Genomic DNA, 13,776 nt, shown 5'->3' with positions numbered 1-13,776 from the left:
AACTTGAATAAATTATTAAAAAAATGCTATACTAGCAGTAAAAGGAGCGTATAGCATATGGAATATATCAGGCGAGTTGTAGACGATGAAATAGATAGAAAAACAGAAGCGTTTAATGCGGTAAGCATTATTGGACCGAAAGGGTGTGGCAAAACAAGAACTGCCAAGGAACGTTGCAAAACGGTTATTGAGTTCCAGGATGAGGATAAAAGAGATGGATACATTGCTGTGGCAGAGACTGCACCCAAGCTGTTTTTAAAAAATGAGAAACCGATTTTGTTTGACGAGTGGCAGGATGCTGTAAAAATATGGGGAACTATCCGAAAAGATTGCGACGACCATCCGGAAAATGTTGGACAATATTTTCTGACAGGTTCGGCGAGCAAAAAGATAGATACCCCCCATACGGGAACAGGAAGGATAACGGAAATTACCATGTATCCCATGACATTATGGGAAACAGGTGAGTCAAATGGAAAAATATCTTTGGCAAAAATTCTGGAAGATCCAAACTATGATATAGATGGAATTATGTCGGAGACAAATCTGGAACAGTTATTTTTTGCAGTATGCCGAGGCGGATGGCCGAGGTGTCTGGCATTATCAAAAGATAGCGCTAAATTGGAAATTGCAAAAGATTATTATAGGCAAATTATCCATAAGGATATTACAGCTATTGATGGAGTGAAGAGAAATCCCGAATGGACAAGAGCACTATTATGGTCATATGCAAGAAATATGGCAACTACGGCAAAGAGAACAAGTATTTATGCCGATATTAAGGCAACCCAAAATGTAACGGATATAACACTTGCATCATATATTGATGCGCTGGAAAGTTTATTTGTTATAAAAGATATTGATGCCTGGACACCGCAGATCCGTTCAAAAACGGCAATAAGGACAGCGAAAAAGCATATTTTTATTGATCCGTCTATCGGATTAGCGGCTCTTGGTATTAATCCGGAGTATTTTTACAATGATTTAGATTTATTTGGCCATGTTTTTGAAAATTTGGTTTTAAGAGATCTGCTGGTATATGCAGAAAATCATAATGCACGAGTACTTCATTATACAGATGATACGGGGATGGAAGCTGACGCTGTATATCAAATGGAAGATGGAAGATATGCGCTTATTGAGATTAAGACAGGTGCGAATAAGATACCTGATGCTGAAAAATCTCTCTCAAAATTTAAAGAAGTGATTCAAAAATATAATCAAAGAGCCATCAAAAATGTGGATCATCCACGGGCTGTCTATAGGGAGCCATCTGCACTGATTGTGATATGTGCGAATGCACCTATGGCATATACAACGGATAGGGGAGTCAAAATCGTTCCGATTGGCTGCTTGAAAGATTAAAAAAGTTTGTAAGATTCTGTCGCATATTGTCATGTATATAATATAGGGAGCAATTTTACATAGATTGCAGTATGCCTGAAAATATGCTATGATACTTTTAAATGAGCGAAAAAAGTAAAAAGAATCAGACAATTCAATATTATGATCAAAATGCCGCCGATTTTGTGGAGAACACGCGTAATGTAGATTTTCATGTAATGCAGAATGAATTTATAGAAGGACTTCCTGTAGGGGCGAAGATTCTGGACCTGGGCTGCGGCTCAGGAAGGGATACGAAATATTTCCTGGAGCATGGCTATCGGGTAGACGCGATCGACGGCTCCGCAGAATTGTGCGCGTTGGCATCAGAGTACACGGGGATTCCGGTGAAATGCCAGTTGTTCCAAGAGCTGGATGCATCGGAAGTGTATGACGGTATCTGGGCGTGCTCATCGTTGCTACATTTATCCTATGGGGAACTGGATGAAGTGTTATATCGCATCGAGAAGGCACTGAAGCCGCAAGGCATTTTGTACATGTCATTTAAGTATGGTGTATTTGAAGGGGAAAGGAACGGCAGATATTTTCTGGATCTCACAGAAGAGAAACTGGAGCAGCTGCTGAAAAAACATACGAGTTTACAGCAGCTGCGGAACTTTCTGACAGAAGATGTACGACCGGACAGGGAAGAAAGATGGCTGAATCTATTCCTGAAAAAGATCAATTCTTAATTGCATATCCGAACTATGTCCTCCGGGAGACAGTGACTTATCCGAATGGCGGTGTGAGTCACTTTTATGATGATGGAGTGGACATGGTCATTATCGATGATGAAATCTGCTCCTGCCGGGATGGCGAGCAGATTTTTCCTTATACACTGATCACAGATAAACAAAATCACTATATGAAAATATACCGGAGAGTGTTCCGATTCCTGGGATTCGATCCGAAAACGATAGAAAAATGCCTGCAGAGAAGCCGACAGGAAGTGTTGCACTCTACCAAAAGGATCTCAGAAAGAGGAGAGCATGCGGATTCATCACCGCTGGAACTGCTGTTTGAACAGAATTTCACGGATGTCTACGGTATGCGGGCATTGAAATACCTGCAAAAAGAATTCTGGATATCCGATGAAGACGGCAACAATTATTTCCTCGATTATCTCGTAGATACCGCAGACAGCAGAGTGGCGATTGAGGAAAACGGAATTCATTACCACCATCCGCAGCTGATCGGAATAGAGGGCTATCGGAAACAATTGCGCAAGCAGAATACCTGCGCATTGTGGGGATTAAAGCTATACCGTTTTTCCACGGAAGATTGCCGATTCAAGGATCGTATTGAGGATGACATCCGGTCTTACCTGGGAAAAGACACCGGCGGATTCCGGGAAGCGGGATTGCTGTTGGAACGTAAAACGGAGCTGTATGAGCACCAGGAGATCAGCCTTGCACAGATACAGGAACGGCGGGAAAAAGGAATTCGTGCATTCCTCATTGTATTACCTACCGCAGCGGGAAAATCCCGGATCGTAGAAGAAGATATTCAGAAATTTGCAGCTGGAAAAGAGCAGTTCCGGGCATTGATCCTGGCACCGAATACGAATATCATTGCGGACTGGAAAGAGAGAATCGACAAGGACCTGCAGCCGTTGCAGGACCGGATTGATATTAAGACTTACAGCTATGCAGTAAGACATTACCATGAAAAACCAAGGGATTATTATTCCTATATTGTAGTGGATGAGGCGCACCACGCGGTAGCTCCGATGTTAAAGCGGGTGATCCAATACTATGCGCCGGAATTCCTCGTAGGATTGACAGCGACGGATCAGCGCCCGGATAAAAAGAGACTGGAAGAAATCTTCGGAAATTATACAACAGAGCTTTCTCTGAAGGATGCAATGGAGAAGGGAGTTGTGGCGAGGGCGAGTGTCTACCGGATCGAGACGAATATTGATCTGAGCCATGTCCGTTTTAACGGAAAAGATTATGTGAATGCGGATCTGGAGAAGAGTGTGCGTGTCACTTCCCGAAATGAATTGATCGTAAATGTGCTGAAGGACTATTTCACAGAGGGAGATGTCGGAAAACGTCAGGGAATTATCTTCTGTATCAACAAGGCGCATACCAAAGAGATGGCACACCTGCTGAACGCAGCCGGTATCTCAGCGCAGGATTACAGTGGAGATACAAAACACCCGGAGAAGGTTATGCAGGAGTTCAAGGAGCATAAGATACGTTTCCTCTGTGCCTGCGATATGATCTCGGAAGGCTGGGACTATCCGGAACTCGGAATCCTCGTTATGGCGCGTCCGACGCTGTCGAAAGTGCTGTATCTTCAACAGATCGGCAGAGGATTGCGCCGGACATCTATCAAGAAAAATGTGTTCGTCATTGATGTGGTAGATGAATACGGAGCCATGGTAAGACCCTGCAGTATGCATGCTATCTTCGGAAACTCATTATATGTTCCGTTCGGCGATATCACCAGACAGGATTACCTGCCGGGACAAATGATCGAGATCGATGGCATCACAGAGCGCGTGGAACGGATCGTGGAAGTGGACATCCATACCTTTGAAGAAAAGTATGGGGATTACTATAGTCAGGAACAGCTGGCGAGAGAGTACTTTGTCAACACCGGAACGATCACCAGCTGGATCCGTAAGGGGAAGATCACACCAACGGTGGAGTTCCCCTTCGGCAGCAAGAAGATCAGCCTGTTCAGCCCGGAGGATGTGGAGAAATACAGAAAAGAACTGAACATTCAGGAGCATAATGATGAAACCGTTCGGGATGACTTTTTTGTATTCCTTGAGGAAAGAGATTATTCACTGTCCTATAAAATGCCGTTCCTGTTGTCCTTTATCGATCATATGGACACGATAGGCGATGCGAAGATCGAGGATGTACTGACAGATTACATAGCCTTTTATCAGGACAGGATCGATAAGGGACTGCCGGTGGATCGCCCCAGCTGCCCTTATAATGCCGAGACTCTGAAAGACCGGAAAATGATCAAAAGCAGCATGCTGACCAATCCTTTTGAAAAGTTCGAGAGAAAGAGATTTATGTACTACTCGAAGGACCTGGGAGTGATCTCGCTGAATCATGCGCTGCTGGCGAAGATGAGCGAGGGGGATTGGGAGAGAGTGAAAGGGCAGATGAGGGAAGATTTGGAGAGGTATTATAAAATAGAGTAGACAAAATTATATGAAATGAAAGAGGGCAAAATATTGATAGAGACTGCTGAAAAAGTCAATTATATAAGTGAATACATAGTAGCGTATAAGGCTAAAATAGAAGCTTTAAATAAAAAGGGGCTATTTGATACAGCAACTTTATATGAAATTTTTGCACAGGAGATTTGCAAACTGTGGTTTGGACAGAAATTCTTAAATTTAAATGTAGCAAAATCAAATTTTCCATATGTTGATTTGATTTCAGAAGATAATAAATTGTATGTTCAAGTAAGCACAATCCAGGATATACCTTTAAAAGTGAAATCAACTCTAGAAAAAATACGAGATAGTAAATCGAGAGAACTTAAAGATGTGAAGAAGTTGTTTTTCTTTGTTATTAGCAATGATAGTGTGAACGATGTAAAAGATTATACAGGTGAATTTCAAATAGGAAGCATTGCATTCACTAAAAAAGACAATCTGATTACAACAGATGATATAATCCAAAAGGCAAAAACAGATATTAAATTTCAAACTGCGTTATATGATTTTTTGCAGAGCGAGAATGATTTATTGATTCAAATAGGCGATAAATTTGAAAAAGCTATTACACTGAGTAAAGCATTGATTAATAACAACATTGATTACTTTATTAATGATGAATATATAATTGATAGATCGGAAGAGATAAAACAAATACAAGAAGATAATTTAAATTTTATTTCCATACAAGGAGAAGCTGGTTCTGGTAAATCTGCCTTGTGTAAGATTATGCTTGAAAATGAAGAACTATTACTTTATGCCAGAGCAGAAAAAATTTCGGAAGCAAGATCCTTGGAAGACATATGGGGAGTGAATGTTGATAAGGTTGCTAAATATATAGGTCAAAAAAAACTTGTTATTTATATTGACGCATTGGAGTTTATAGCTGACGGTGCAAAAACAAAATTGGATACTTTACAGCAAATTTATGAAACTGTCAAGGGGTATAATAACATATATGTAGTAACGTCATGCAGATCTTGTGATAGGACTGCATTTGTAAAAATTGAAAATATTTATAAGATAAAGAAATATGATATTTCCCTGCTTACAGATAATCAAATTATCGGGGTGGCTAAAAAATACAAAATAATACAGGAATTATGGAGCACAAAATCATATATTCAACTTTTACGTTCGCCGTTTTATCTTAATTTGATTATTAAGGAAATAAAGGATTCTAAAAAAATTGAAGATGTAGATAGCTTTAGAAATTTAATTTGGACACAAGTGATATGCATGAGTGGAAAGCAATTTTTATATGGAATTAAAACTTCGGACATTAGAAATGCTGTAGAAAAAATAGTGTTTGATAGAGCAAAAAAATTCCTTCTGGGTGTAAGAAAGGAAGAAGTAGGGGAAGAAATAGTTAATATTTTGCAGTCGGAGAATATTATTACCTCTTGTGCAGATAATACAATACGTCTTAAATATGATATTTTTGAGGATATTTGTTTTGAAAGATTTATTGATGAAAAGTATGATGATTGCAAAAATGAGTATGATGTTTTCTTTTCAAATCTAATGAATATGGGAAGATGTATATATCGCAGATATCAAATATGGGTAGAAAACAAACTTTTTTCGAAAGGAAACAGAGAGAAATTCTTATATAAACTGTTAGAGACAAATAAAATTCCTATGGATTGGAAAGAACAGACGATGATAGGAATTGTGAAATCAAATTTTTGCAGTGAATTTTTTGAGGAGTATGCTGATTCTATTTCCGGTGATTTGCTATGGGAATTTGTTAGGCTTACTAATAATTTTGCATTTGAAACAACTATAATTAATTTAAAATATGAAAACGTTTATTCAAAATTAGAGCCAATTGGAATAGGCAGACCATGTTTAATTAATATAATTTTTAACAGCGGTATATATAAAGAAAATGGTGTAGAAAAAAAGGTATTAAAATTGTGCGAGGACTATTCCCAAAATTTTGAGAACGATGATGCCGCATTGGAACATGCTTGCAGTATACTTGAATTTTATATTGAAGAGAAGATGCATAATTCTTTGCAGGAAAATCAGTTTCATTTGTCAGATGATATAAATATATGTTTAATGCCAATATATAGAATGGCAAAAAAGTCTAAAGGATGGATTAAACATTTTTGGGAGGAACGAATCAGCGGGTATCTGAGTATAGAGGATAGAAAACATCACCTAGATGAGGAGATAATAAAATATATTTTAAAAAACACTGTACCGGCACTTGCACTGCAACTTCCTGAAGATTTGTGTAAAGTGGCAGATACGTATTGGATAAAGAATCCCCAATATGATAAAAATGCTTTTTGTTATAGTCAAAATTTAATAGAGGATACTGAAGAATGTGGATTGTCTAGAAAAGCTGGTTACTATAGTTATGAATATAAAAAGGTATATGAAAATGGATTTTTAAATGTACTTGTACAATATAACTGGATAGTTGCACTTGAATGGTTGATTAGACTTACAAATCATGTGGCTGATTCAATAAAGGCATTATCTCCCGAGAGTGTATATAATATAAGTGTATGGGAAAATTCACCCAATGAAGGAAGGAATTTTATATACAATCCGATTTTTTGGTTGGTAGGAATTCAGGAGAATCGAGTCCATGCATTATTAAGCGACGGAATTTATTTATTTACTCAAAAAGCTATACGTGAAATAAACTCTGAACATAATGATAAAACAGTAGTAATAAAATTTGCAGACTATATTAAGTCTAAGATTTTACAAGAGGCTAACAATATTATGATGCTTTCTGTCATCGCTGAAATAGGACGAAACTGCGAAGAAGTTATTCCAGGATATTCGGCTTTTTTAGCGTCAAGTATTGAATTGGTTATGCTAGATAGTCAGAAAATCGGAATATTGTCTCCTGATTCGAATAGACAATTATATGAAAAACTGGTGCTTATGTCAGTAGGAATTCCGGAAATTAAACAAAGGTATGACATTAAAGTAAAATCAAATGATTCATTGCAAGATATAACTATAAAGATGCAACTCTTAGGTGGTGAATATAAGGAAAAAGCAGAGAAGCGCCTTGATTATTTGTATTCAATTATTCCAAATAAAGGTGATAATGCCAGACAACATTTACAAATACAGAAAATGGATTTACGAAACGCTGTTATGAACAAAGTTGATGAGCATACATATGCAGTCATTCCTAAAATAACGGGTGCAGCTAGGAAAATTGTTGAAGAAAATGCTAAAAGTAAATATAACAGAGATAAGGACGATTTCAAAAAAATAATATGTAATTGTAATTCTTTGATGGTAGATGGAAAAATTGGATTACAAGATTGCTTTGAGACGATTACTAAATTACAAGATTTAATAGAAAGTACGGATGTTCCTGGACAACTACAAAATGATCTTATAATGATAATTGCATATGTATTAGCCCAAAAAGAAATAACATTAGAGGAACGCTCTAGATTATGCAATATTTGGCTGGATGGAATAGAGAGTATTTTTAATAATGGAATTTTTGCATTTGAAATAGGTTTGGTTAAAGTACTTTATAGACAAATTGAATTTGAATTAGATTTTTCAGTAAAGGAGAAAATGAAACGTCAAATGCTAAATTGTCTTTTATATAAAGGGCAACAAGGAATTATTTCTAAGATTACTTCACAATTAAAGGGATATTTGCCACAGAATAAAAAGTTGGCCAAAAATTTATTTTATACAATTATTGCAATGTCAGAGGACAAAATGACATACTATAAATATAATGTATCTAAACTCAATGAAAAGAGCAAGAATATTGAATATCAGCCGAATAGAGGAAAACCACCTATCTGGGTAAAAGAAATTTTTGAGAAGAATGAAATTGAATTTTACCAAAGTAGCAGAGAAGAAATTATAAAAAAATTACTTGTGAATGAAGAAAAAAAGGATTTGAGCACATGGAATATAGAGGATAGTGATATTCAAACATTATGTTATATATCAAATTGCGGATTAAATTTTGAAGATGAAGAGTTTAGAAGAATAATGGGAAAGATCTTTCCATACATCTTGTCGATTATTGCAAGTGTAAAAGATTACTATGAATATTTAGACGCATATGCGATTGGAGAAGTAAAGGAATTTATTAATAATGAATTAACGGGCAATGAATATTATTCAGCTATAATAGATATGCTGTTTGATTTCCCTGATTTTGCACAAATGAATTCTGACGTATATGAATTATATGAAGATATTTCATGCCATTTGTTAACGGTGTATTTTGACGGATATGATAATAAAGCTGTTAGAAAGAAGTGTGAGGTAATAGTGGCAAGGATTGAAAACAAAATAGCATTAATTGCTGATGAAAATGTGAAGCATAATCTTTATGTTATGATGTTTCTTACTTTGGGAAAATACCATATGCATGATTGGAATGAGTTACAAACAAAATATTCCTATAAGGATAAAATGTTTTTGAATAACCTTTGGGTGAAGTATGGGTGGCTTTATTTAAAAAATTTGTTATATGTAATAGATCAAATGCATATTACGGAACTCTTACCAGAGGTGATCATCCCGATAAATGAGTCGTTTCAAAAGTGCAAACATGATTTTTCAAAATGTGAAAAAGTTATAATAAATAGTGAATTTGTAATAAATAAAATTATTACCAAGGCTTTTTTGGACTTTAATGACGATATTAAAGCAGATAAAGAGTTAATGAAAGCATTTGAAGAATTTTTAGAGATGTTGATTGAGTTCAATATAGAAGAGGCTGCCGTTATACTTGATGAATTCAGAGTGCATTGAGAGAAGGTACATTGCTGCAAGAGATTAAAACTTTTGGAAGTAGTAGATTATTGTAGGGATAGCATTATGTCTTTATAAATGATTATATTAACATTTGATGTTTCATATTACATCATTACATGCAGAAGTTTTGAAGATACAGAATGGATGATAGAGTAATGTGATTTGAGTAAGATGGGAATAAAATTAATGGTTAAACAGTCATATTTCTTGTAATTGTTCGCAAAGAGGAATAATATCTAGTATAGGGACAAATCTAAAGGAGAATATGAATGGATTTACTAACTACGGCGCAGGTTGCAAAAGAGTGGAGCATTTCTCAAAGACGTGTTGATATTTTGTGCAAAGAAGGAAGGGTAGAGGGAGCTATTATGCTTGGAAATAGATGGCTTATTCCTAAAAATGCTCAAAAACCGAAAGATAAGAGAAAGGTAAAAATGTAACAGATTGAGGAATATCTATGTCAAAAAAAACAAAAGAACAAATAAGTTTTAATATGAAACAAGTAAAAAATAAAGATTCAGACATAGAAATTATGTTGCGAAAAGAACTATGGAATCGAGGATTAAGATACCGAAAGAATGTAAATGGAATAGTTGGGAAACCCGATATTGTGTTTAAATCGAAGAAGGTAGCCATTTTTTGTGACAGTGAATTTTGGCACGGATATGATTGGAAGAACAGAAAAGGAGATTTCAAATCTCATAAGGATTTTTGGATACCTAAAATTGAAAGAAATATTGAGAGAGACAAAGAAGTAAACAAGGCCCTGGAAGATGATGGATGGAAGGTATTACGATTTTGGGGACGAGATATAAAGACACATTGTAAGGAATGCGCAGATGTAATACAGAAGGCGTTAGAAGAGTGATCTGGAGTGGAAGTGTGCGCATTATATACACTGTCACTCCTGAAGATATTACTGGAGAAAATATTAGTAGATGGAGAATAGTAGTGATATATGTATAAAACAATAGATTTATGTGCTGGGATAGGTGGAATAAGGCAAGGATTCTGGAGAACTGGTCACTTTGAAAATGTATTATCAGCAGAGATTGATGAATATGCTGCGCGTACATATGAGTCTTTATTTAAGGAAAATCCTAGAAATGATTTGACTTCGGAAGAATTTAAGGAAGTAGTTGCACAGTGTGATTATGATGTTCTGTTAGCGGGTTTTCCGTGTCAACCGTTTAGTAGCCAGGGAAATTTGGAAGGGTTTGGTGATCCAACTAAAGGAACTATATTTTTTCACATAACGCAAATTATAGAACGTAGAAGACCTAAGGTTGTATTTTTGGAGAACGTACAGAATATTGTATCTCATGATAAGAAAAGGACAATTAAGGTGATTGTTGATACTTTGGAAAAGAGGTTAAATTACAAGGTTATTGGGGTGTCTCATGAAGATGATGGAGTATTAAAGTACAACAAGGATTCATTTGTGCGTAACACTAAGGATTTTGGGTTACCACAAAACCGGCCAAGAGCATATTTTATTGCGTTTGATAGGGATTTATATGGAGAGTTATTGGATTCGGATGAATTTATAAATGAATTACCAAGGGGATTGAACACTCATCTTTTGAATAATCCAAATCTAAACAAGTACTTGAATGATATATTAGATCATGATGTTGATTTGCACTATTACATGTCAGCAAAATATCTGGAGACGTTGGAAAAACATGAAAAACGACAAAAGGATAATGGAAATGGGTATGGATATTATATATTGAATAGTCTAGATCATCATAGAACCTATGCTAATACTATAATGGCAACGGGGGGGTCTGGAAGGGAACGTAATCTTATTATACAAACAATGCCGGAACACACAGTTGAAGAGGAAGCAAGTCTTAGAAAAAAAGGAGGGTTAAATTCAAAGAATGTGAGAATGATGACTCCTACTGAATGGGGAAGATTGCAAGGATTTATTGGGTATGGGTTTATTGATTCACAAACGGGAAAGGAAACATTTGCATTTCCAAAGAATGTTCCAGAAAGTCAACAGTATAAGCAGTTTGGAAATGCTGTCTCTATACCTGTAATAGAAACAATGGCTGAGTTTATATATAAACAGTTAAGTGTTTTAAATAAAAATTATGAAGTAGTTTTAAAAAATCTTGATAGACGCGAAGGAGGTATAACCCGAAAATCTATAGCCAAAACTCTTCAAATAAAACCAGAGAATGCTTCTTATATACTTAGAAAACTGGAAAAAGGGAAAAAAATTTATCGAACGGAGAAAGGAAGATCAACAAAATATTATTTTGTTAATTAACTTCCAAAATGTTTGCGTAGAGAGGTGTTTATATATGGAAAGCTCTGAAAAAATAAAAATTCAGATTCATCCACGTGCGTTTGCAGCATTTGGTGAAGAATTGGTTACAAGTGATAGTGTAGCGGTTTTGGAACTTGTTAAAAATGCATACGATGCATATGCATTATTGGTTGATATACGATTTGACAAAGACGAAAGAGGAAATCCTAGAATTGTTATAAAAGATGATGGCTGTGGAATGACAAAGGATGTAATTGTTAATGCATGGGCTACTATTGCGACACCATACAAAAAAAATAATCCAACGGTCAAGCGAATAATTAATGGAATTGAACATACTAGGGTTGTTTCTGGAAATAAGGGATTAGGGCGTTTCTCAGCAGCACGACTTGGAAGAACGATGACAATGATTACCAAAACGGATAATGGTCCTGCGATGGAAGCATTTTTTGACTGGAGTCTTTTTAATGAAATTGATAAAATTGATGATTGTCAAATGGAATTAAGAATGTTGGATGATGTTAAAAATACAGGAACAACAATTATTATCCAAAATTTAAACGAAAATTGGGATAATTCAGAAAAAATTGCTGACTTAATGAATGAACTCTCAAGATTGATTACACCGTTTGAAGGCATAAATGATTTCGATATACGAGTTACAACATTGAATGATACAGAAGGTATTAGCGTTAAGCCTAAGAGTTTTATTGATAAGCCTACCTATAAGATTGTGGGCGAAGTTGATTCCAAAGGCTCTATAAAATATAAGTATTTATTTGAAGGAGAAACTAAGAGAAGAGAAAATGTTGAAACAATAGAGTGGACATTTGAAAATTATAAGGACAATTCTGATTTGCTGAATGTTGAAAAGGAGTTGAAAGAATATATAGCTGGTCCTTTTTCGTTTGAACTTAGAGCTTGGGATATGGATTCAGAGAGTTTACAGAGTGTTTCGGAACGTTTTTCTATTGGTAAAAGGGACATTAGAGCAAGTATAAAATTGTATAAGGGAATATCGGTTTATAGGGACAAAGTTCTTGTATTGCCAAAATCAGAGACAAGCAGAGACTGGCTTGGATTGGACGCAAGACGTATTAGTCAAATTGGACGTAGATTAAGTACTAATCAGATTATAGGAATAGTTCAGATAAGTAATAAACAAAACCCTAATATTAAGGATACGACAGATAGAGAAAAATTAGCAGACACTTTTCAATATAAACAGTTTGTTGAAATAATGCTTGAAGTTGTAGATGCGCTTCAAAGAGAAAGAAATATAGATAAAGAAGAAGGAAAAAAAGGCGAGGCATTGTCAGAAATATTGTCACCATTGTCGTCTGGAGAATTAGTTGAATCAGTAGAAAATGCAGCTAAAAATGGTGCCAATGCAAATGAAATAGTAGAGTATATAAAAGACTATCATGAAAAGAATGAGTTGCAGCTACAAGAGTTGAATGAACGCCTTGTTTATTATGCACAAACAGCCTCGTTGGGATCAATTGCTATTGTAATCATGCATGAAATACTAACGGGAATGACTACAATCAAGCGCTTTTTAGATCGTATAGGGCGATTTCTGCCAGAAGATGAGAGGACCCATGCATACTACTCAGGAGCATTAAGCAGCCACAAAAGGATTTTAGACGTTACTAACAGTTTTGCACCATTATATAAACGTGATTTGAGAAAACGAATTCCACCTGTGAACCTAAGAAGTGCAATAGATAAAAGTTTTAATCTTATTTCATCCAAAAAAATGAGTGAAGGGGTGCTACTCGATAATAAAGTTGGCGAAACTTTGGAGGCATTAGTACCGATTAGTGAATTGCAGACTGTTTTTATTAATTTGTTTGATAATGCCTGTTATTGGATGCAAGAAAACGATGGTTCAAAGCAGTTATCAGTAAATGTAGAAGAATGCAAGGAGGGAATGTGCCGTATCTCAGTAAATGATAATGGAAAAGGCATAGATAAAAATAATTCAGAACGTATATTTGTACCAGGAGTCACTTCAAAACCCAAAGGAATTGGGATGGGCTTGGTAATAGTAACAGAGATCATAAAAGCATACGGAGGAGAAGTTGGAGTAATACAACCAGGAAAAATAGGAGGAGCTTCTTTGGTGGTAGATATTCCGATCAAAAGATAA

8 protein-coding genes are annotated in these 13,776 nt (G+C 35.8%); all 8 read left to right on the top strand.

Going from position 1 to position 13,776, the window contains the following annotated elements:
- Positions 1-57: 57 nt before the first annotated feature.
- The 8 genes from ACTRDR_RS00595 (at position 58) to ACTRDR_RS00560 (ending at position 13,776) form a co-directional block, all read left to right on the top strand.
- Entirely contained in the window at positions 58-1,365 is a 1,308-nt protein-coding gene (locus tag ACTRDR_RS00595) for an ATP-binding protein (protein ID WP_440525771.1), read from the top strand.
- Between the two features lie 101 nt (positions 1,366-1,466).
- Positions 1,467-2,075, top strand: a complete 609-nt coding sequence (locus ACTRDR_RS00590; protein ID WP_440525770.1) for a class I SAM-dependent methyltransferase — start codon at positions 1,467-1,469, stop codon at positions 2,073-2,075.
- Positions 2,039-4,549 (top strand): DEAD/DEAH box helicase, encoded by a 2,511-nt coding sequence (locus ACTRDR_RS00585; protein ID WP_440525769.1) that lies wholly within the window; start codon positions 2,039-2,041, stop codon positions 4,547-4,549. The genes ACTRDR_RS00590 and ACTRDR_RS00585 overlap by 37 nt, the downstream gene beginning before the upstream one ends.
- A 33-nt stretch (positions 4,550-4,582) precedes the next feature.
- On the top strand, positions 4,583-9,340 hold the full coding sequence (locus ACTRDR_RS00580; RefSeq protein WP_440525768.1) for an SMEK domain-containing protein: 4,758 nt from the start codon (positions 4,583-4,585) through the stop codon (positions 9,338-9,340).
- 272 nt (positions 9,341-9,612) lie between these two features.
- Positions 9,613-9,783, top strand: a complete 171-nt coding sequence (locus ACTRDR_RS00575; protein ID WP_118730503.1) for a DNA-binding protein — start codon at positions 9,613-9,615, stop codon at positions 9,781-9,783.
- 17 nt (positions 9,784-9,800) lie between these two features.
- Positions 9,801-10,211, top strand: a complete 411-nt coding sequence (locus ACTRDR_RS00570) for a very short patch repair endonuclease (RefSeq protein ID WP_118730504.1) — start codon at positions 9,801-9,803, stop codon at positions 10,209-10,211.
- Positions 10,212-10,301: 90 nt separating this feature from the next.
- Positions 10,302-11,624: a DNA (cytosine-5-)-methyltransferase gene (dcm, locus tag ACTRDR_RS00565; RefSeq protein WP_440525767.1), complete on the top strand. Its 1,323-nt coding sequence runs from the start codon at positions 10,302-10,304 to the stop codon at positions 11,622-11,624.
- A 34-nt stretch (positions 11,625-11,658) separates the two neighbouring features.
- Positions 11,659-13,776, top strand: coding sequence for a sensor histidine kinase (locus tag ACTRDR_RS00560; protein WP_440525766.1), 2,118 nt, complete (start codon positions 11,659-11,661; stop codon positions 13,774-13,776).

The organism is Simiaoa sp. (assembly GCF_051972595.1).
Taxonomy (GTDB): Bacteria; Bacillota; Clostridia; order Lachnospirales; family Lachnospiraceae; genus Acetatifactor; species Acetatifactor hominis.
This window is presented reverse-complemented; position numbering and strand designations above follow the sequence as displayed.

Coding starts and splice junctions, on each gene's coding strand:
- dcm (WP_440525767.1), top strand. CDS start 10,302: ATGTATAAAACAATAGATTTATGTGCTGGGATAGGTGGAATAAGGCAA.
- ACTRDR_RS00560 (WP_440525766.1), top strand. CDS start 11,659: ATGGAAAGCTCTGAAAAAATAAAAATTCAGATTCATCCACGTGCGTTT.
- ACTRDR_RS00585 (WP_440525769.1), top strand. CDS start 2,039: ATGGCTGAATCTATTCCTGAAAAAGATCAATTCTTAATTGCATATCCG.
- ACTRDR_RS00590 (WP_440525770.1), top strand. CDS start 1,467: ATGAGCGAAAAAAGTAAAAAGAATCAGACAATTCAATATTATGATCAA.
- ACTRDR_RS00595 (WP_440525771.1), top strand. CDS start 58: ATGGAATATATCAGGCGAGTTGTAGACGATGAAATAGATAGAAAAACA.
- ACTRDR_RS00570 (WP_118730504.1), top strand. CDS start 9,801: ATGTCAAAAAAAACAAAAGAACAAATAAGTTTTAATATGAAACAAGTA.
- ACTRDR_RS00575 (WP_118730503.1), top strand. CDS start 9,613: ATGGATTTACTAACTACGGCGCAGGTTGCAAAAGAGTGGAGCATTTCT.